This window comes from Motilibacter rhizosphaerae (assembly GCF_004216915.1).
Lineage (GTDB): Bacteria > Actinomycetota > Actinomycetes > Motilibacterales > Motilibacteraceae > Motilibacter > Motilibacter rhizosphaerae.
Genome location: NZ_SGXD01000001.1, coordinates 872,104 through 891,039, shown reverse-complemented (window position 1 = coordinate 891,039; position 18,936 = coordinate 872,104). Strand labels below are relative to the sequence as shown.

Sequence of the window (18,936 nt, the reverse complement as noted above, 5' to 3'; positions counted from 1 at the left end):
GGTGCCCGGTGACAACCGCTTTATCCCGTGCCAGCCTGGGCGGGTGCTGACCGCCCTCATCCCCAAGGTCTTCTACGCCGACATCGAGGTCGGCCTCGACCTGTTCGCCGGCGGCATCGGGATGGACCTGCTCTACCGCGACGAGGACCTCGTCGTGCTCGGGCGCGACGCGGTGAAGGTCTACCTCGTCGCCGACGCGGAGTACGCCGCGAAGGACCGCCCCGAGCTCGCGATCGAGACCGACAGCATCGACGCCGACTACGCGGACATCGCCGCCCGCCGGCCGGACCTGCTGCACCCGAACCTCTCGCGCGTCACCCGCCAGCCGTGGGGACCGCGCGAGTTCGCCCTGCTGGACAGCACGACCGTGTGCGTCGTGTTCCGCGACTGGAGCGAGTGATCGTCAGGGCGACGTCGCCCAGCTGATGGAGTAGGTGGACCTCCCCGAGCGCCGGGTGACGTGCGCGAACCTGTCGTTGCCGCCCTCGTTGAAGTTCCCCACAGGCTGCCCCGCCCAGTGCAGGTCGAGCGTCACGAGAAGCGTGAAGTCGTCGACGGAGCGCCACGTCTGCACCTGGTAGTCCGCGAGCCGCCAGGACAGCGGGCCACCGTCAGGGGTCTCGACGTAGTCCTTCGCCGATCCGCGCAGCAGGGCGAGCACGGTCGGGGGCAGTGCTGCCGACTCCGTGGGCGGCACGGATTGCAGCCAGACGGCGAGGTGCTCGAGGGCTGCGGCATCCTGCGCCTGGCTGAGCCGGTCGGGCGTCTGCACGACGAGCGACGCGGCGCGCGCTCCTCGGCGCACCTGCAGCAGCTCGTGCCAGCGGACCTCGCCGCCGGAGCAGGCGAGGCGGACCGTCGAGGCCACCGCCTCGTCCACTCCTCCGACCGGGTACGTCCGGGTGCCCGCACGCGTGGGCACCCAGGTGATCCCCTGCGGGTCCGTCCACGCCGCGCACTCGGCCGCGCGCAGTGCCCGCAGCTCCGTCCGGGCGCCGGCGGCGTCGGGCGCGGTGCCCCAGACGAGCGAGGCCGCCTGGGTGGGGCCTCGGCCGGAGTAGGCGACCTCCTGGCTGACTGTCAGCACGGTGTCGCCCTTGCTGGCGCACTGGGCGACGTCAGGGCGGGCCGCCGCCGGGGACGGACCGGTCCAGGCCGTGTCCTGCGACGCCCGCGGCAGGAAGCTGCTGCGCAGTCCTGGCACGGCCGAGGCGGACGCCGTCGGCGCGGTCGGCGCGGTCGGCAGCACCACCGCGGGCACGCTCGGCAGGGTCGGCGCCGGCCGGACGACACCGGGCTCCGGCAGCGCCTGCCCGCTCCCGTCGCGCAGGGCGAGGCCGCTCCCCGCCAGCACGGCGACGACAGCGAGCGCGGCGGCGCCTACGCGCCCGCGACGGCGTACGGCCGCCCGCTCCCGCAGGACGTCCAGCGGTGGCGGTGTGACCGCGCGCGCCGCGGCGTCGGCCAGGTCCCGCAGGACCTCGCGCTCACTCATGGGGGACCTCCAGCAGGTCGGCCGGGTCGAGCAGCTGCGCCAGCCGGGCGCGACCGCGGGAGAGCCGGGCCTTCACCGTCCCGACGGGCGCGCCCACGATGCGCGCGACCTCGGCGAGCGGCAGGTCGGCGACGTAGTGCAGAGCGATCGCCTCGCGCTGCTCCCGGGACAGCTGGCGCAGGGCCGCGACGAGGGCGACGCGGTCCGCCGACAGCTCGGGCACCGCGGCCTCGGCACCGCGCGAACCGACGCCCAGCAGCCGGTCCAGGTGGAGCTGGCGGCGCCAGCGCCGGCGGGCGGCGTTGACGGCCACCGTGCGTACCCACGCCTCGGGGTTGTCCGCGGCCGCGAAGCCGTTGGCGGACAACGCCTTCACGAAGGCCTCCTGCACCGCGTCCTGCGCGGCGGTGAGGTCACCCGTGACCGCGAGCAGCTGGCCGACGAGGCGCCGGTAGCAGCCGGCGTAGACCTCCTCGACCAGCGCGTCGCGGTCCGCTCTCCGGCTCATGTCCCGTACGAGTCACGGCGGGGGTGGACGGTTGCACTGCACGTGCGCACCCTCATGCGCCCGGTAGCGCTCCCGCGGTCTCCGGGGTCGAGTGCCGGCGCCACACCCGCCACGTGCCGTCCGCTGCGCGCAGCCAGGTGTCGCTGATGACGAAGATGCCGCTGCGGTCGCGCCCCAGCACGGTCGCGTGCTGCGTCACCCGCTGCAGCACCGCGGCGACGTCGCCGGTGACGTCCACGACGACGTCGTGCTCCTCGTAGCCGTGCACGACGTAGTCGGGAAGCAGCGAGATCCACCGCTCCCGCGGCATCACCGCGGGCTGCGGGGCGACGACGACCAGCGCGTACGCGTCGTGCAGGACGCGCCCGGCCAGCTCCTGGTCACGGGTCTCGATGCAGCGCTGGAAGTCGGCGCGGGCGGCGGCGAGCTCAGGAGGGGTCACGCCCGCATCCTGCCCCCGTCAGCCCCTGGTCGGGAGGTCTTCGGCCCGGACGGGCAGGCCGGTGCTGCCGGCGACCAGGGCGAGCCGGAGCCGGCTCTCGTCCTCGCTGCCGGGCGCTGCGGTCAGCACGACGAGCTTCATCTCGAGGTCACCCTCGGCCAGCACGTCGCAGTCGACGACGATCGGGCCGACGCCCGGGTGGTGCACGGCCTTGCGGCCCTCCCGGTGGCCCGCCACCGCGCCCTGCGCCCACAGCGTGGCGAAGGTCTCGCTGGCGTCGAGCAGTTCCGCGATGAGCCCGGCGAGGCGCGGGTCGTCCGGGAACCGCGCGCTCGCGCGGCGCAGGTCCGCCACGACCGCAGCCTCGGTCGCCGCGTCGTCGGGGCTCTCGACCAACCACCGGGAGAGGAACGGGCCGAGCGGGTGCCCCGCGAAGCAGTCCCGCGCGAAGTTGCGCTGCCGCAGGGGGATCTCCTCCGGGTCTCCGAGCAGGGCCACCCATCCGCGGTTCCACCAGAGCAGCTGCCAGTCCGCCGCGAACACCGCGGCGGCCGCAGTGTCCCCGAGCCGGGCCAGGACGCGCTGCACACCAGGCGGCACGTGCTCGGGCACCCGCCCGACGGGGACGGCCAGGTGCGCGAGCCGGTAGAGGTGGTCGCGCTCGTCGGGGCTGAGCTGCAGCGCCCTCGCCAGCGCGGCGACGACCTGCTCGGACGGGCTGCTGGCGCGGCCCTGCTCGAGGCGCACCAGGTAGTCGACGGAGATGCCGACGAGGTCGGCGAGCTCCTCCCGGCGCAGCCCGACCGCCCGGCGCGCCCGTCCCGCAGGCAGGCCGACGGCAGCGGGGTCGAGCCGCTCGCGCCACGTACGGATCGTCGCGCCCAGCGCGCTCCCGGAGTCCACGCACCGATTGTCCGCGACGAGACGGCGCCAAGGGTGGTACCGCCGTTCCTACCGTCGAGGCGTCCCTGGCGCACCCGGCGGCGCGGACGCAGGCTGGCCGCATGACCACCACCTTCATCACCGGAGCCAACCGCGGCCTGGGCTACGAGACGGCCCGCAGACTCTCCGAGCTCGGCCACACCGTGCTGCTCGGCGCCCGCGACCGGGAGCGCGGCGCGGCCGCAGCTGCCGAGCTCGGCGTCCGCTTCGTGCCGATCGACGTGACGGACGACGCCTCGTGCGCTGCCGCCGCCGCGGATGTCGCTGCGCACGAGGGCATCCTCGACCTGCTCATCAACAACGCCGGCGTCCCCGGGCCCTACGGCGATCCCAGTGCGGTCACCGCGGACGACGCCCTGGCGGTCTACGACGTCAATGTCTTCGGCGTCATCCGCGTCACCGCGGCGTTCCTGCCCCTGCTGCAGAAGTCCGCAGACCCCGCGATCATCAACATCAGCAGCGGCATGGGCTCCCTGAGCCTCACCCACGACCCCGACCGCGACGAGTCGAAGGTCGTGGTGCCGCTCTACACGTCCTCGAAGGCCGCGCTGACGATGCTCACGACGCAGTACGCGAAGGCCCTGCCCGGCATCAGGATCAACGCGGTGGACCCGGGCTACACCGCGACGGAGTTCAACGGCTACAGCGGTCCGCAGACGGTGACCGAGGGGACGGACGCCGTCGTCGCGCTGGCCACCGCTGGGGCCGGCGCTCCCACCGGGCGGTTCGTGAGCCGCCACGGGGAGATGGCGTGGGACTGACGGGCTAGTGGACGTGGACCTGGCGCGAGTGCCAGCCGGTCGCCCCGTCCGGTGCGGGGTCCGCCGGTCGCGAGGTCTGGGTGACGCCGGTGCCGTCCGTCGCGCGGACCTCGAGGACGTGGCTCCCGGACGTGGCGTCCCACTCCCAGGTCCACTGCCGCCAGGTGTCGACGGAGGGCACGGGCAGGAGTTCCGCCTGCTGCCACGCGCCTCCGTCGACACGGACCTCGACCTTGGACACCCCGCGGTGCTGGGCCCACGCGACGCCACCGACCGCGACCCTGCCGGCGCGTACGTCGTCGCGGGGGACGTCGATCCGTGAGGCGGTCTTCACCGGCGCCTGCTCCGCCCACCCCCGGTCCGACCAGTACGCGGTGGCGCGCGAGAAGCGGGTGACCTCGAGCTCGACGACCCACTTGGTCGCCGACACGTAGCCGTAGAGGCCGGGGACCACCATCCGCACGGGGAAACCGCGCTCGACGGGCAGCGGCGCCCCGTCCATGCCGACGGCGAGCATCGCGTCGCGCCCGTCGAGCAGGGCGGCCAGCGGCGTCCCGATCGTCATGCCGTCGTGCGAGCGGCTCAGCACCATGTCCGCCCCCTCGTGGGGACCGGCCGAGCGCAGGATGTCGGCGAGGGGAGCGCCGAGCCAGCGGGCGTTGCCGACGAGGTCGCCGCCCACCTCGTTGCTGACGCACGCCAAGGTCACCCAGCGCTCGATCATCGGCCGATGGAGGAGCTCGGCGAACGTCAGCGTGACCTCGTGGTCGACCTCGCCGGTGATCCGCAGCTTCCAGTCCTCGGCGCGGATGCGTGGCGCGAACAGCGCCGTGTCCACCCGGTAGAAGTCGCCGAGCGGGGTCTGGAAGGGCGTGGCACCAGCGACTCCTCTGCCCGTGCTCACGCTCGCGGCGGGCGAGACCGGGGCGGGGAGGCGTACGGCGTCGCGCGAGGAGGTGACGTCGACGCGGGAGAGCGTGGCGACCCGGGCGACACCCGCCCCGGCGGCCGCCGCGAGGACGGTCGACCCGGAGAGCGCGAGGAACCGCCTGCGGTCGGCGCTCTCCGCCTCGGCGGTCCCCGACCAGCGCGCCCGGTCGCCGAGGACCACCAGGAGCCAGCCCGACACCACGAGCGCGACCAGCGACGGCAGGACCGCTCCGGCTCCCGCTCCCGGGCGGTTGATCGCTGCGAGGGCGGCCGCGAGGCAGAGGACGACGACGACCGGGAGGCCGCCGCGCCGGTGGCCGAGCTCGCGGATGCCGCCGAGCGCGGCCAGCAGGAGGACGACCACCAGCACGCTGACGACGAGCACCGGCTTGTCGTCGGTCCCGAGGGTGCGCACCGCCCAGTCCTTGACGCCCAGCGGCACGCTGTCGACGACCGTGGAGGCGACGCTGAGGACGGGCGAGCTGCTCGGGCCGGTGAGCACCGTCACGAGCTGGGCAGCGCCCACCCCGGCCGCGCCCGCGGCGATCCCGACGAGCGTGCCGAGACCTGCGCGCCGTCGCCTGCCTGCCACCCCTCCTTCGTACACCCCTGCGGCAGGATGTGCCCTCCCTGCTGACTGGAGGTCCCCGCATGCCCGTCTCCCGCGTCCCGTCCCCCTCGCGCTTCGCGCCCGTCATCGGCTTCAGCAGCGCCGTGCGCGCCGGGGACACCGTCTACGTCGCGGGCGTCAGCGCCGTCGACGGCAGCGGCGAGGTGGTCGGCGGTGCCGACGCGTACGCGCAGGCGGCCGAGGTCCTGCGCAAGATCGGCGTCGCCCTCGGCGAGGCGGGTGCCTCGCTCGACCAGGTGGTGCGCACCCGCGTCTACCTCGCGCGCGCCGACATCTGGGAGGAGGTGGGCCGGGCGCACGGCGAGGCCTTCGGCAGCGCCCTGCCCGCGTCGACGATGGTCGTCGCCGAGCTGCTCGACCCGCGGATGCTCGTGGAGATCGAGGCCGTCGCGTACGTCGGCGGCTAGTCCGCCGCCCGCGCGACCGCGATCCCGGGGGCGCCGGGCGGCGTGGGCACCGAGCGGACGTCGACGAGACCCGCGTCGGCGAGCAGCTTCCCGGCGCCGTCGGCGTCGAGCAGGGTGCCGCCGAACACCCGCGTGCGCAGGACGGTGAGGGCCCGCTCGAGCGCGGTCCCCTGGTCGTGCTTGCCGTGCGCGAGGAGGAGGACGCCACCCGGGCGCAGCGCCCGGGAGATGCGCGGCACGCCCTCGTGGAGGGCGGCCGGCGGGACGAACGGTGCCGGGACCCACGCCAGGTCGTACGCCGCCCGCTCCGCCAGGGTGCTGACGTCCTGCGCGCGCAGCTCGACGCGGTCGCGGACGTCGAGCTCCGCCAGCCGCTGCCGGGCGAGCGCGAGGACCCGCTCCGACACGTCGATCCCCGTGACCGCCAGCGCGGGGAACTCGGCGGCGAAGGAGGTGGCGAGGGCGCCCACGCCCGTACCGACGTCGAGCATGCGCGCCCCCGGTGCCGCGAGGCGCTCCGCCGTCCCCGGCAGGTCGGGCAGGAGCATCCGGCGGAAAGCGGCGGCCATCTGGCCGCTCGCGACACCCTGGGCGAGGAGCACCTCGTCGGGCAGGGCCATCCAGCCGTCGGCCCCCTGCACGACCGCCGCCGCCTGCAGCAGTCCCGCCGCCGCCTGCGCGGCGACCTGCGCCGGGGAGGCGCCGAGGCCCGTCGTGAGCTCGCCGCCGGGAGGGACGACGCCCGCGGCCTCGAGGACCTGCCGGGCCGCGCGCCCCTCGTCGCTGTCCGGGTCGCGACCGAGCAGCACGACCGAGGCGAGGCACCAGGCGCCCTGCTCCCACGCCGCGAGCGCGTCCATCACGGGGTCGACCTGCCGCTGCGTCACCGCTCCTCCTCGAGGGTCCGGGTCCACAGCCTGGCGAGGGCGACGGGCGGCGTCCAGGCCCGTACGGGCAGAGGGCGGCTAGGGTCCGGGCCGTGACCCCGCACGTCCGCGCGTACCAGCCGACCGACCTCCCCGCGCTGTACGACATCTGCGTCCGCACGGCCGACGCCGGCGGCGACGCCCGCGGGCAGTACGCGTCGGACCTGCTCATGGGCGACCTGTTCGCCGCGCCGTACGCGACGCTGGAGCCGGAGCACGCGCACGTCCTCGACGCCGGGGACGGGCGCGTCGTGGGCTACGTCCTCGGGACGGCGGACACCGCGCGCTTCGTCGAGCGCTACCGCGCGGAGTGGATCCCGGCGACCGCCGAGCGCTGCCCCCCGCCGGCCGACCCGCCGGTCACTGCCGACGACGTCATGCTCGGGCTGCACCACAGGCCCGAGCGGATGCTCGAGCCGGCGGTCACGGCGTACCCGGCGCACCTGCACATCGACCTGCTGCCCGGGTGGCAGGGCCAGGGCTGGGGCCGCGCGCTCATGGCCGCATTCCTCGACGGCCTGCGCGCCGCCGGGGTCCCGTCGGTGCACCTCGGGATGCTCGCGGTCAACACCGGGGCGCGGGCGTTCTACGCGCGGCTGGGGTTCCACCCGGTCGCGGAGGTCGAGCCGCTGGTCTACCTCGGACGGAGCACGGCGCCGCTGGGCCGCTGAGCGGATACCCGCTCGCCACTGGCGATCGTGGAGGGCAGACTCCTGCCTCGTGCTCGTGACCCTCGCGACCTCCGGGTCCACCTCCGGCGGCCTTCCCGACGGGGCGGTCGCGACGGACCTCGGCCGGGTGCTGCACAAGCACCCGGACCGCGTGCACGTGCAGGAGGTCCCGACGGGCACGGCCACCGTCTGCTACCCCGTGGCCACCCCCGAGCGCTGCGAGGCGGCGCTGCTCCTCGAGGTCGACCCCGTCGGCCTGGTCCGCAGTCGCGCCGCGCGGCGCGGTGACGACGTGCTCGCGCGCTACGTCAACGACCGGCCGTACGTCGCCTCGAGCCTGCTCGCGGTGGCGCTGTCCCGTGTCCTGCGCACCGCGCTCGCCGGGCGCTGCGACGCGCGTCCCGAGCTCGCCGAGGCGGCCTGGCCGCTCGAGGTCCGCCTCCCCGCCCTCCCGGTGCGCGGGCGCCCCGAGCTCGTCGAGCGGCTCTTCGCGCCGCTCGGCTGGGAGGTCGAGGCCCGCCGGCTCCCGCTCGACGAGCTGGTGCCGGCGTGGGGTGACGCCGACCTCGTCGACCTGACGCTGCGCGGTCGCGCGCGCGTCGCCGACGCGCTGAGCCACCTCTACGTCCTCCTCCCCGTGCTCGACGACGCGAAGCACTACTGGGTCGGCGAGGACGAGGTGGACAAGCTGCTGCGCGTGGGCGGCCGGTGGCTGCAGGGCCACCCCGAGCGCGAGCTCATCAGCTCGCGCTACCTCGCCCACCAGCGGCACCTCGCGTCGACGGCCGCCGAGCGGCTGGCGGCGCTGGACAGGCCCGCTGACGCCGCTGACGACGCGGACGCCGACGAGCCCGGTGATGACGCTGCTCCGGTCCCGGCGCGCCCGCTCGTCGCCCTGCGCCACGCCGCGGTGCTCGACGCCCTGCGCGCGTGCGGGGCGCGCCGCGTCCTCGACCTCGGCTGCGGGCCCGGCGCCCTGCTGCAGGAGCTGCTGGCGGACAGCACGTTCACGGAGGTCGTCGGCACCGACGTCTCGGCGCGGGCGCTCGCGTCCGCCGCCCGGCGGCTCGGGCTGGACGCGCTGCACGAGCGCCAGCGCGCGCGCATCTCCCTGCTCACCTCGTCGGTGACGTACGCCGACCCCAGGCTCGCGGGCTATGACGCCGCCGTCCTCATGGAGGTCGTCGAGCACGTCGACCCCCCTCGGCTCCCGGCGCTGGAGCACGCGGTCTTCGGCGTCGCCGCCCCGCGCGTGGTCGTCGTGACGACGCCCAACGTGGAGGCGAACGCCGCGATCCCCGGCCTCGCGCCCGGCCAGCTGCGGCACACCGACCACCGCTTCGAGTGGACGCGCGCGGAGTTCGCGGCCTGGTGCCGCTCGGCCGCCGAGCGCTTCGGCTACGCCGTCGAGCTGTCGGGGGTGGGCCCCGACCACCCCGAGCTCGGCGCCCCCACCCAGCTGGCCCTGCTGCGCAAGGAGTCCGCGTGAGCGACGAGACCGGCCCGTTGCGGCTCCCCCTCCCGGCGCTGAGCCTCGTGGCGCTGGTCGGCGCCTCCGGCTCGGGCAAGACGAGCTTCGCCGCCCAGCACTTCCGGCCCACCGAGGTGCTGAGCAGCGACGCGTTCCGCGGCCTCGTCTCCGACGACGAGAACGACCAGTCCGCGACGGCGGACGCCTTCGACGCGCTGTTCTACGTCGCGGCCAAGCGGCTCGCCGCCGGGCGGCTCACCGTCATCGACGCGACGAACGTCCAGCAGGACGCCCGGCGCAAGCTCGTCGCGCTCGCCCGCGAGCACGACGTCCTCCCCGTCGCGATCGTCCTCGACCTGCCCGAGCGCACCTGCCTCGAGCGCAACGCCGCCCGCGGCGACCGCTCGTTCGGCCCGGGCGTCGTACGCCGGCAGCGCGAGTCGCTGCGCCGCAGCCTGCGCTCGCTCGCGAAGGAGGGCTTCCGCACGGTCCACGTGCTGCGCGAGCCCGAGGAGGTCGCGCGGGTCGAGGTGGTGCGTACCCGGCTCTACAACGACTTGCGCGACACCACCGGGCCGTTCGACGTCGTCGGTGACGTGCACGGGTGCCGCGAGGAGCTCGAGGAGCTGCTCGGCGAGCTCGGCTGGGTCCTCGCGCGCGACGAGGACGGCCGGGCCGTCGGCGCGCGGCACCTGCAGGGGCGTACGGCGGTGTTCCTCGGGGACCTCGTCGACCGCGGGCCCGACACCCCGGGCATCCTCCGCCTCGTCATGGGCATGGTCGCCGCCGGGACGGCGCTCGCCGTGCCGGGCAACCACGAGAGCAAGCTCGTCCGCGCCCTGCGCGGCCGCCCCGTCACGGTGTCGCACGGGCTCGCCGAGTCCCTGGAGCAGCTGGAGCGCGAGACCCCGGAGTTCCGCCGTCAGGTCGAGGAGTTCCTCGACGGGCTGGTCTCGCACTACGTCCTCGACGGCGGCAGGCTCGTGGTGGCCCACGCCGGGGTGCCCGAGCGCTACCAGGGTCGGGCGTCCGGGCGGGTGCGCGAGTTCTGCCTGTACGGCGACACCACGGGCGAGAGCGACGAGTTCGGGCTGCCCGTGCGCTACCCGTGGGCGCGCGACTACCGCGGCCGGGCGATGGTGCTCTACGGCCACACGCCGGTGCCGCAGCCGGAGTGGGTCAACGGCACCATGTGCCTCGACACCGGGTGCGTGTTCGGCGGACGGCTCACGGCCATGCGCTACCCGGAGAAGGAGCTGGTCTCCGTCCCGGCGCGCGCGGTCCACGCCGAGCCGGTCCGCCCGCTGGGAGCCGCGGACGCTCCCTCCGGACCCGGTGCTGTGCAGCGCGACCCCGCCGTGCTCGAGGTCGGCGACGTGCTCGGCCGGCGGGTCGTCGAGACGAGCCGCGGCGGCCGCGTCACCGTGCCCGAGGAGAACGCCGCCGCCGCGCTCGAGGTGCTGAGCCGCTTCGCGACCGACCCGCGCTGGCTCGTCCACCTGCCGCCGACGATGGCGCCGGTCGCCACGTCGGCCCGGGAGGGCGTGCTGGAGCACCCCGACGAGGCGTTCGCCGCGTACGCCGCCGAGGGGGTCGAGGAGCTGGTCTGCCAGGAGAAGCACATGGGCTCGCGGGCCGTCGTCGTGCTGCCGCGCTCTCCGGAAGTGGCCGAGCGCCGCTTCGGCGCGCCCGGCGGGGCGACGGGCGCCGTCTACACCCGTACGGGCCGGAGCTTCTTCGACCCCGAGACCACCGAGCGGCTGCTGGCCCGGGCGCGCTCGGCCGCGGAGGCTTCCGGGCTCTTCGACGAGCTCAGTGCGGAGTGGCTGGTCCTCGACGCCGAGCTGCTGCCGTGGAGCGCCAAGGCGGACGCGCTGCTGCGCGAGCAGTTCGCCGTCGTCGCCGCCGCCGGGGAGTCCGCGCTGTCCGCGGCCACCGACGTCCTCACGCGCGCCGCCGCCCGCGGCGCGGACGTGCAGGGGCTGCTCGACCGGCAGCGCTCCCGGCTGGCTGACGTCGCGGGCTTCCGCGCGGCGTACCGGCGCTACAGCTGGCCGGTCGACGGGCCGGAGGGGGTGCAGCTCGCCCCGTTCCAGGTGCTCGCCTCGGCCGGGACGACGTACGCCGACCGGCCGCACGCGTGGCACCTCGAGCAGGCCGACCGGCTGGTGGCCGCCGACCCCGCGCTCTTCCGGACGACCCGCCGGGTGCCGGTGCAGGTGGCGGACGCCGCCTCCCGCGACGCGGCCGTCCGCTGGTGGGAGGAGCTGACCGACGCCGGCGGGGAGGGCATGGTCGTCAAGCCCGCGGCCGGCCTGGTCCGCGGCCGGCGGGGCGCGGTCCAGCCGGGGCTCAAGGTGCGCGGGCCGGACTACCTCCGACTGGTCTACGGCCCGTCGTACCGGGAGCCGGCCAACCTCACGCGGCTGCGGGAGCGCAACGTCGGCCCGAAGCGCTCGCTCGCGCTGCGGGAGCACGCGCTCGGGCTGGAGGCCGTGGAGCGCGCCGCCGCGGGCGAGCCGCTGTGGCGCGTGCACGAGTGCGTCGCCGCGGTCCTGGCGCTGGAGTCGGAGCCCGTCGACCCGCGCCTGTGACCCCAAGACCTGCATGATCACGGAGAGGTCGGGGGAGGCCGCACTCGCCGGACGCCCGGGACGCGCGACCCCGGTAGCATGGTCTGTCGTGCCCTCTGCGAACACCGCCACCCGCGACGACATCCGCAACATCGCGATCGTCGCCCACGTCGACCACGGGAAGACCACGCTGGTCGACGCGATGCTGCACCAGTCCGGCGCCGTCGCCACGCACGGTGAGGAAGCCGGCCGCGAGCGGGTCATGGACTCCATGGACCTCGAGCGCGAGAAGGGCATCACCATCCTCGCGAAGAACACCGCGGTCAAGCACGTGGTGGACGGCCGCGAGCTGACGATCAACATCATCGACACCCCGGGCCACGCCGACTTCGGCGGCGAGGTCGAGCGCGGGCTGTCGATGGTCGACGGCGTGGTGCTCCTCGTCGACGCGTCCGAGGGTCCGCTGCCGCAGACCCGCTTCGTGCTGCGCAAGGCGCTGCAGAAGCGCCTGCCGGTCGTGCTGCTCATCAACAAGGTCGACCGCGCCGACGCGCGCATCGCCCAGGTCGTCGACGAGACCTACGAGCTGTTCCTCGACCTCGACGCCGACGAGCACCAGATCGAGTTCCCCATCGTCTACGCCTCGGCCCGCGCGGGCCGCGCCTCGACCAACCGCCCGGACAACGCGGGGATGCCGGACTCCGAGGACCTCGAGCCGCTGTTCAAGGTGCTGCTCGAGACGATCCCGGCGCCGGTCTACGACCCGGGCGCGCCCCTCCAGGCGCACGTCACCAACCTCGACGCCTCGCCGTTCCTCGGCCGCCTCGCGCTGTGCCGCGTCTTCAACGGCGAGATCAAGAAGGGCCAGCAGGTCGCGTGGTGCCGCCACGACGGCACGGTGCAGCGCGTCAAGGTCACCGAGCTGCTCGTCACCGAGGGGCTCCACCGCGTCCCCGGTGAGACGGCCGGCCCCGGCGACATCATCGCGATCGCCGGCATCCCGGAGATCACCATCGGCGAGACGCTCGCCGACCCCGAGGACCCGCGCCCGCTGCCGCTCATCAAGGTCGACGAGCCGGCCATCTCGATGACCATCGGCACCAACACCTCGCCGCTCGCCGGCCGCGAGAAGGGCACGAAGGTCACCGCCCGCCTCGTCAAGGACCGCCTCGACCGCGAGCTCGTCGGCAACGTCTCGATGCGGGTCCTCCCCACCGAGCGCCCCGACGCCTGGGAGGTCCAGGGCCGCGGTGAGCTGGCGCTCGCGATCCTCGTCGAGCAGATGCGCCGCGAGGGCTACGAGCTCACCGTCGGCAAGCCGCAGGTCGTCACCCGCGAGATCGGCGGCAAGATCCACGAGCCGGTCGAGCGGGTCACCGTCGACGCCCCCGAGGAGTACCTCGGCGCGATCACCCAGCTGTTCGCCGTGCGCAAGGGCCGCATGGAGACCATGACCAACCACGGCACCGGCTGGATCCGCATCGAGTTCGTCGTGCCGTCGCGCGGGCTCATCGGCTTCCGCACCGAGTTCCTCACCGAGACCCGCGGCACCGGCATCGCGCACGCGACCTTCGAGTCGTACGAGCCGTGGTTCGGCGAGCTGCGCACCCGGCCCACCGGCTCCCTCGTGGCCGACCGGGCAGGGGTCGCGACGCCGTTCGCGATGTTCAACCTGCAGGAGCGCGGCACGATGTTCGTCGAGCCGACGACCGAGGTCTACGAGGGCATGATCGTCGGCGAGAACTCCCGCGACGACGACATGGACGTCAACATCACCAAGGAGAAGAAGCTCACCAACATGCGCTCGTCCACGGGCGACGAGCTGGTGCGCCTCATCCCCCCGCGCAAGCTCTCGCTGGAGCAGTGCCTCGAGTTCTGCCGCGAGGACGAGTGCGTCGAGGTGACCCCGGCGACCGTGCGCATCCGCAAGGTCGTGCTCGACGCCCAGGAGCGCGGGCGCACCCGCGGGCGGGCCAAGCAGGCCAGCTCCTGACGCCAGCCCCTCGGCAGGCGCACCGACGGCCCTCGTCCCCCTCCCGGGGGACGGGGGCCGTCGGTCTGTCCGGTCTGCCCCGGACGCGCCGCGTACGTGCACCTGCAAGTTCGCCCGAACGAGCATCCGCGGCGCTCTCACCGGGCCCTCATGGACGCCGATGACTCTGGTGTGACCGCGACCCCCCTCCGCCCCGAGCACGTCCCCGGGACCCTGCCGGCCCCCGCTGCGCCGAGCTCGGGCGCCCCGGAGGTGACGAGCACCCGCGTGCTCCGCTCGCGCACCACGGCCCTCGAGCTGCTGGGGGCCTACACCGCGGACCTCCCCGTCGCCGACCGGCGCCGCTGCCTGCAGCGCGTCGTCGAGGAGGTCAGCGGCTCGGCCGCCGACGTCGAGGCCCTCCTCCACGCCCTCGCGGAGTACGCCGCCACCTTCGCCGACGTCGCCGCCCGCGCGACCGCCGTGGAGGCCGAGCCGGACCCCGCCGGGCTGGTGCGCGCACTGGCGCGGATCGACCTGCGCCCCTTCTGAGCAGACGCACGACGGCCCCCCTCCCACGTCGGGAGGGGGGCCGTCGTGCTGCTGCGGTGGGTCAGCTCACTTCGAGGTCGCGATGTACTGCGGGCTCGTCGTCACCGTGAGCGCCTTGCCGGCCTTGAGGGCCGTCTTCTTGCCCACGACGCTGGTCACGCTGACCGTGGCGGCGGGCGCCGCGATGCGGACCTTCTTGCTCGGGTTCCACACGACGTAGCCCGAGCCGCGCTTCTGCTTGACCGTGCAGGTCCACGTCCCCGTGGAGGCGCGCACGCAGCCCACGAGCGGCTGCGAGAGCCACGTGCGGGTCGTCTGGTACGCCTTGCCGGCGTCGGTGAGGGACTTCCCGTCGGCCTTGGTCAGGTCGATGCTCACCTTGTGCGACTGGTTGTTCCAGGCGTACCAGTAGACGCGGGCGACCCCGTTGCTGCGCGCGAGCAGCAGGAAGCGGGCGACGTACGCCGCCTGCAGCGCCGGCGAGATGGTCTCGGCGGGGCCGACGCCGCCGACCGCCGCGCCGAAGCTGACCTCGGTGACGTAGAGCGGCAGGGTGTCGATCTTCGCGACCTTGAGGTAGCGGCGCGCCTTGGTCAGCTGGTCGATCGCCGACTCCGGCGTGCGGCCGGGCAGGCCGTAGAGGTGCAGCGCCACGACGTCGAGCTTGTTGCCGCCCGTCGCCTTGAGGTAGTTCTGCATCCAGGTGATCTGCGGCGAGAGCCGGGTGGTGAAGCCGGGGCCGACGAGCTTCGCGCTGGGGTACTTGCGCACCGCCTTGCCGCGCTTGACCGTCGTCGCGTGCACGGCCTGGTACGCCGCGAGGTTGAGCGCCGCCATCTGCTTCGGCGAGCCGTTGAAGAAGGTGCCGTTGTTGGGCTCGTTCCACGTCTGGAAGTCGGTGACGCCGAGCCTGGAGGCGTGGGCCACGACCGCGGTGACGTAGGCCCGCCACGCGACGAGGCTCTTCGGCATCGAGGCCGAGCCCGGGCCGTAGCCCGGCGCGACCTGGCTGGCGTTGGTGCCCGCCCACTGCGGGGCCTGCCCGAAGACGACGAGCGGCTTGAGGCGCGCGCGCCGGGCGTGGTTGATCGCGTCGTCGAGGGGCTTCCAGTTCCAGGACGTCGGACCCGTGGGCTGCAGGTCCGCCCACGTGGTGCCCGTGTCCCACAGCCGGACGGAGCCGACGACCTTGTTCGACGGGACCGGGGCCTTGCCCTGGAGGCCGTTGACGTGCATGCCGAAGAAGTCGGCCGGAGCGGCGGAGATGATCGGCGTCACGGGGCTCTTCGGCTTCGAGGCCGCGTCGGCCGGCGCCGCGGCGGCGAGCGAGCCACCGAGCACCGCGGCGACGAGGGCGGCGAGCGGCCGCGCAGTCGGGCGTACGCGCATGGAGCGGGGGTTCCTTCCGGTGGAGGTGCAGCGGAGGTGCGGTCCGGGCGGAGCGGTGCGCGAGCACTGCCCCCGAGGAGGAGAGACGGTGGGCCCCCAGGGGCGTTCACCCGTCCGGCTCCTGCGGACTCCGCCCAGTCTGCATCAGGATCCGGCCCCGCTCCGGGCCGGGCTGCGAGTGGCGCAGGTCACACCTTCGGGTGCCCGGGGCCCGAGGGGGTGGCGGAATGCCCGCCGATGCGGCACCGTTGACCCAGGTGCCGCACCGGGGCATGACCCCGGGCTCCATCCTTCGCCGCTACGAGCGGCCTTGCGCCGAGAGGCGTCTCTCCGGTGCGGCACCCCTCATCGCCCTGCAGTCGCGCAGCCTCGAGCCGATGCTCTCCACGTGACGGCTCCACACGTGACGGGACCCCGGAGGACGCGACCGTGAGGATGCCGCGCGCCCGGCTGCGCGCCGCCGCCCCCGAGCACCCGGAGCACCCGCACCGCCACCCCCGTGCCGCCCGGGCCGCCCGCCTCGCCGCCGTCGTCGTCGTCGCCCTGCTGGGCGGCTGGCTCGGGCTGGTGCTCGCGGGCTCGGTCTCGCTCCCCGTGGGCCCGGTGCACGCGCGGCTCTCCGCGGCGCCCAGCCTCAGCGGGGGCACCGTCGTGCGGATCCCCCCGCTCGGGGCCATCGCGCTCGACACCAACGACGGCCCGCTCGAGGTCCGCGTCGACGTCACGAGCATCGACCCGGTGGCCGCCCGGCGGATCCTCGACGACCCGGGGCTGCTCTCCGGCCTCCCGCGGCAGGTCTCGCGCGACACCCGCCAGGCCGTCGGGCGCGTCCTCGCCGTGGGGACGGTCGCCGCGATGGGCGGCGCGTTCGTGCTCGGGCTCGTCGTCTTCCGCCGGCTGCGCACGGCGCTGCTGTCGACGACGATCGTCGCGGGTCTCGTCGCGGGCACGCTGACGAGCGCGGCGCTCACCCTGCAGAAGGGCGCGCTGCGCGAGCCGCGCTACTCCGGCCTGCTCGCCAGCGCCCCGAGCCTCATCGGCAATGCCGAGGACATCGCCGGCGACTTCACGGCGTACGGCGACCAGCTCGCGCGCCTCGTCGGCAACGTCTCCCGGCTGTACGCCGCGACCAGTGACCTGCCGCTGCTCCCCGCGGCCGACACCGACACCCGCGTGCTGCTGGTCTCGGACATCCACCTCAACCCGGCGGCGTGGCCGGTCATCCGCTCGACCGTCGCGCAGTACGGCATCGACCTCGTCGTCGACGCGGGCGACCTCACCGACCACGGCAGCCGGCTCGAGGACGGGTTCGCCGCGCCGATCTCGACGCTCGGGGTGCCGTACGTCTTCGTCAAGGGCAACCACGACTCGGCCGCGACCGTCCGCGCCGTACGCCGGGAGGAGGGCGCCGTGGTCCTGGACGGCGCCGGCGTGCAGGTCGTCGACGGCATCCGCTTCCTGGGCTCCCCCGACCCCCGCTTCACCCCGGACAAGGAGACGGCGGGGACCGATGCGCAGGGCACCGCGCTCGTCCAGGCGCAGGGCCAGGCGCTCGCGGCGACCGCGCGCGCGAGCGACCCGCACCCCGACGTCGTCGTCGTCCACGACCCCACCGCCGGCGCCGAGCTCGCCGGCGCGGTCCCGCTCGTGCTCAGCGGCCACACGCACAAGCGCGACGTCCGGCAGCTCGACGGCGGGACCACGCTGTTCACCGAGGGGTCGACCGGCGGAGCGGGGCTGCGCGGGCTCGACCACGACTCCCCGACGCCCGTCGAGCTCTCCGTGCTCTACCTCGACAAGCGCACCCACGCGCTGACGGCCTGGGACGACGTCACGCTCGGCGGCCTCGGGCTCGCCTCCGCCAACGTCGAGCGGCACGTCGTGCGCCCCGCCTCGACGCCGCCGGCCGGCAGCGGCGCGGCTGGCGGGCCCGGCGCGCGCTCCCGTAGACTCGCGCCGACCTCCTGACGGAGTCGTCCCGACACTGCGTCTCGAGTCGCTCGCCCCCATCGTCTAGCGGCCCAGGACACCGCCCTTTCAAGGCGGCAGCGCGGGTTCGAATCCCGTTGGGGGTACGGACCAGGGTCTCCGGTGTGAGACACTGGTGCGCGCAAGGCCCCGTAGCGCAGTTGGTTAGCGCGTCGCCCTGTCACGGCGAAGGCCGCGGGTTCGAGTCCCGTCGGGGTCGCAGGTCTCCGGGCTCGGCACCACCAGGTGCCGGGCCCTCGGACACCTGGGCAGGTAGCTCAGTTGGTACGAGCGTCCGCCTGAAAAGCGGAAGGTCGGCGGTTCGACCCCGCCCCTGCCCACCTCCCTCCCCTCCGCGAGCCCCCCGGGGGCCGGAGCGGCGTCCAGCGGGAACGACCCGCCCCCCGTCTGCGTTGCACGAGACGGGCGGACCCGACACCGTCGGACATCCCGGACACGGCACAGGCCGGTCCGCGGGACGCCCCTGGCAGAGCCGCCACCCCAGGCAGAGTCGCCGCACCCCACGACCGCCCTCCGGAGGCCCGCATGCTCCCCCTGCCCCCCGTCGACCCCCGCGAGCTCCGGCTCGCCCTGCGCGCCGTCGCCCGCCGCGCCGACCGCTGGACGCTCGAGCAGTTCACGCCGCCGAGCGCGCGCCGCTAGCTCACTCCTCGATGCCGCGCTCGATCGCGTAGCGCACGAGCTGGGCGCGGTTGTTCATCTGCAGCTTCCCGAGGATGTTCTGCGTGTGGTTCTGCACCGTGCGGTGCGAGAGCACGAGCCGCTCGGCGATCTGGCGGGACGACAGCCCCTTCGCCACCATGCGCAGCACCTCGGTCTCGCGCGGCGTCAGCGGCGCCTGCTCCTCGTCGGCGGGCGCCGCTGACGTGCGCCGGAACTCCCCCAGCACGAGCCCGGCCAGCCCGGGGGTGAAGACCGCCTCCCCGGCAGCTGTCGCCGCGACCGCGGCGAGCAGCTCCTCGCGGGACGCCGACTTCACCAGGTAGCCGGTCGCGCCGGCCTTGACCGCCTCGAGCACGTCGTCCTGCTCACCGGACGCGGACAGCACGAGGATGCGGGGGCCGCCCCCGCGAGCGGCGAGCTCCCGCGCGACCTCGACCCCGGAGCGGTCGGGGAGCTGCAGGTCGAGCAGCAGCACGTCCGGCCGCGCGGCGGGCAGCCGGCGCAGCGCCGAGGCTGCGTCGGGTGCCGTCGCGACCACGTCGTACCCCGCGTCCGCGAGGTCGCGGCCGACGGCGTCGCGCCACATGGGGTGGTCGTCGACCACCATCACGCGC

At 74.9% G+C, this 18,936-nt stretch carries 17 protein-coding genes and 3 tRNA genes; 12 read left to right on the top strand and 8 right to left on the bottom strand.

What is annotated here, in order from left to right:
- The first annotated feature begins 43 nt into the window (after nucleotides 1–43).
- Nucleotides 44–400, top strand: coding sequence for a VOC family protein (locus EV189_RS04040; RefSeq protein ID WP_130491620.1), 357 nt, complete (start codon nucleotides 44–46; stop codon nucleotides 398–400).
- Between the two features lie 3 nt (nucleotides 401–403).
- Here the strand turns inward: EV189_RS04040 and EV189_RS04035 are convergent, their stop codons facing one another.
- Genes EV189_RS04035 through EV189_RS04020 form a run of 4 tightly spaced genes read right to left on the bottom strand, consistent with a single transcriptional unit; the run spans nucleotide 404 to nucleotide 3,348 of the window.
- Nucleotides 404–1,495 carry a hypothetical protein gene (locus EV189_RS04035; protein ID WP_130491619.1) on the bottom strand — a complete coding sequence of 364 codons (1,092 nt, stop codon included), beginning with the start codon at nucleotides 1,493–1,495 and terminating at the stop codon, nucleotides 404–406.
- A complete protein-coding gene (locus EV189_RS04030; RefSeq protein ID WP_130491618.1) occupies nucleotides 1,488–2,003 on the bottom strand; it encodes an RNA polymerase sigma factor in 516 nt (171 codons plus the stop codon). The genes EV189_RS04035 and EV189_RS04030 overlap by 8 nt, the downstream gene beginning before the upstream one ends.
- 52 nt (nucleotides 2,004–2,055) lie before the next feature.
- On the bottom strand, nucleotides 2,056–2,445 hold the full coding sequence (locus EV189_RS04025) for a DUF4440 domain-containing protein (RefSeq protein WP_130491617.1): 390 nt from the start codon (nucleotides 2,443–2,445) through the stop codon (nucleotides 2,056–2,058).
- Between the two features lie 18 nt (nucleotides 2,446–2,463).
- Nucleotides 2,464–3,348: a helix-turn-helix transcriptional regulator gene (locus tag EV189_RS04020; RefSeq protein WP_130491616.1), complete on the bottom strand. Its 885-nt coding sequence runs from the start codon at nucleotides 3,346–3,348 to the stop codon at nucleotides 2,464–2,466.
- Nucleotides 3,349–3,449: 101 nt separating this feature from the next.
- Between EV189_RS04020 and EV189_RS04015 the strand changes: the two genes are divergently transcribed.
- Nucleotides 3,450–4,148, top strand: coding sequence for an SDR family NAD(P)-dependent oxidoreductase (locus EV189_RS04015; protein WP_130491615.1), 699 nt, complete (start codon nucleotides 3,450–3,452; stop codon nucleotides 4,146–4,148).
- A 4-nt stretch (nucleotides 4,149–4,152) separates the two neighbouring features.
- Here EV189_RS04015 and EV189_RS04010 read toward each other — a convergent pair whose 3' ends face one another.
- Nucleotides 4,153–5,670, bottom strand: coding sequence for a molybdopterin-dependent oxidoreductase (locus tag EV189_RS04010; RefSeq protein WP_130491614.1), 1,518 nt, complete (start codon nucleotides 5,668–5,670; stop codon nucleotides 4,153–4,155).
- Nucleotides 5,671–5,729: 59 nt separating this feature from the next.
- Here EV189_RS04010 and EV189_RS04005 point away from each other — a divergent pair, with 59 nt between their 5' ends.
- Nucleotides 5,730–6,116, top strand: a complete 387-nt coding sequence (locus EV189_RS04005) for a Rid family hydrolase (protein ID WP_130491613.1) — start codon at nucleotides 5,730–5,732, stop codon at nucleotides 6,114–6,116.
- Here the strand turns inward: EV189_RS04005 and EV189_RS04000 are convergent.
- Entirely contained in the window at nucleotides 6,113–7,003 is an 891-nt protein-coding gene (locus EV189_RS04000; RefSeq protein WP_130491612.1) for an SAM-dependent methyltransferase, read from the bottom strand. The genes EV189_RS04005 and EV189_RS04000 overlap by 4 nt on opposite strands.
- 92 nt (nucleotides 7,004–7,095) lie before the next feature.
- Between EV189_RS04000 and EV189_RS03995 the strand changes: the two genes are divergently transcribed.
- From EV189_RS03995 to EV189_RS03975, 5 genes are all read left to right on the top strand, one after another.
- Nucleotides 7,096–7,713, top strand: a complete 618-nt coding sequence (locus EV189_RS03995; RefSeq protein ID WP_130491611.1) for a GNAT family N-acetyltransferase — start codon at nucleotides 7,096–7,098, stop codon at nucleotides 7,711–7,713.
- 49 nt (nucleotides 7,714–7,762) lie between these two features.
- Nucleotides 7,763–9,202, top strand: coding sequence for a 3' terminal RNA ribose 2'-O-methyltransferase Hen1 (locus EV189_RS03990; RefSeq protein WP_130491610.1), 1,440 nt, complete (start codon nucleotides 7,763–7,765; stop codon nucleotides 9,200–9,202).
- On the top strand, nucleotides 9,199–11,778 hold the full coding sequence (locus EV189_RS03985) for a polynucleotide kinase-phosphatase (RefSeq protein ID WP_130491609.1): 2,580 nt from the start codon (nucleotides 9,199–9,201) through the stop codon (nucleotides 11,776–11,778). The genes EV189_RS03990 and EV189_RS03985 overlap by 4 nt, the downstream gene beginning before the upstream one ends.
- A 13-nt stretch (nucleotides 11,779–11,791) precedes the next feature.
- On the top strand, nucleotides 11,792–13,750 hold the full coding sequence (typA, locus tag EV189_RS03980; protein ID WP_130491608.1) for a translational GTPase TypA: 1,959 nt from the start codon (nucleotides 11,792–11,794) through the stop codon (nucleotides 13,748–13,750).
- 171 nt (nucleotides 13,751–13,921) lie between these two features.
- Complete coding sequence (locus tag EV189_RS03975) at nucleotides 13,922–14,281, top strand: hypothetical protein (protein WP_130491607.1); 360 nt, start codon at nucleotides 13,922–13,924, stop codon at nucleotides 14,279–14,281.
- 66 nt (nucleotides 14,282–14,347) lie between these two features.
- On the opposite strand, the gene EV189_RS03970 is transcribed toward EV189_RS03975, so the two are convergent.
- Nucleotides 14,348–15,670, bottom strand: coding sequence for a glycosyl hydrolase (locus EV189_RS03970; protein ID WP_130491606.1), 1,323 nt, complete (start codon nucleotides 15,668–15,670; stop codon nucleotides 14,348–14,350).
- A 435-nt stretch (nucleotides 15,671–16,105) separates the two neighbouring features.
- Here EV189_RS03970 and EV189_RS03965 point away from each other — a divergent pair, with 435 nt between their 5' ends.
- The 4 genes from EV189_RS03965 (at nucleotide 16,106) to EV189_RS03950 (ending at nucleotide 17,979) form a co-directional block, all read left to right on the top strand.
- Complete coding sequence (locus EV189_RS03965; protein WP_231116096.1) at nucleotides 16,106–17,638, top strand: metallophosphoesterase family protein; 1,533 nt, start codon at nucleotides 16,106–16,108, stop codon at nucleotides 17,636–17,638.
- Nucleotides 17,639–17,672: 34 nt separating this feature from the next.
- Nucleotides 17,673–17,745: transfer RNA gene (locus EV189_RS03960), tRNA-Glu, on the top strand.
- 39 nt (nucleotides 17,746–17,784) lie between these two features.
- A tRNA-Asp gene (locus EV189_RS03955) sits at nucleotides 17,785–17,858 on the top strand.
- A 47-nt stretch (nucleotides 17,859–17,905) separates the two neighbouring features.
- A tRNA-Phe gene (locus EV189_RS03950) sits at nucleotides 17,906–17,979 on the top strand.
- Between the two features lie 323 nt (nucleotides 17,980–18,302).
- Here the strand turns inward: EV189_RS03950 and EV189_RS03945 are convergent.
- A complete protein-coding gene (locus tag EV189_RS03945; RefSeq protein ID WP_130491943.1) occupies nucleotides 18,303–18,929 on the bottom strand; it encodes a response regulator transcription factor in 627 nt (208 codons plus the stop codon).
- Between the last annotated feature and the right edge of the window lie 7 nt (nucleotides 18,930–18,936).

Coding starts and splice junctions, on each gene's coding strand:
- EV189_RS04035 (WP_130491619.1), bottom strand. CDS start 1,495: ATGAGTGAGCGCGAGGTCCTGCGGGACCTGGCCGACGCCGCGGCGCGC.
- EV189_RS04030 (WP_130491618.1), bottom strand. CDS start 2,003: ATGAGCCGGAGAGCGGACCGCGACGCGCTGGTCGAGGAGGTCTACGCC.
- EV189_RS04015 (WP_130491615.1), top strand. CDS start 3,450: ATGACCACCACCTTCATCACCGGAGCCAACCGCGGCCTGGGCTACGAG.
- EV189_RS04005 (WP_130491613.1), top strand. CDS start 5,730: ATGCCCGTCTCCCGCGTCCCGTCCCCCTCGCGCTTCGCGCCCGTCATC.
- typA (WP_130491608.1), top strand. CDS start 11,792: ATGATCACGGAGAGGTCGGGGGAGGCCGCACTCGCCGGACGCCCGGGA.
- EV189_RS03970 (WP_130491606.1), bottom strand. CDS start 15,670: ATGCGCGTACGCCCGACTGCGCGGCCGCTCGCCGCCCTCGTCGCCGCG.
- EV189_RS03965 (WP_231116096.1), top strand. CDS start 16,106: ATGCCGCGCGCCCGGCTGCGCGCCGCCGCCCCCGAGCACCCGGAGCAC.
- EV189_RS03945 (WP_130491943.1), bottom strand. CDS start 18,929: ATGGTGGTCGACGACCACCCCATGTGGCGCGACGCCGTCGGCCGCGAC.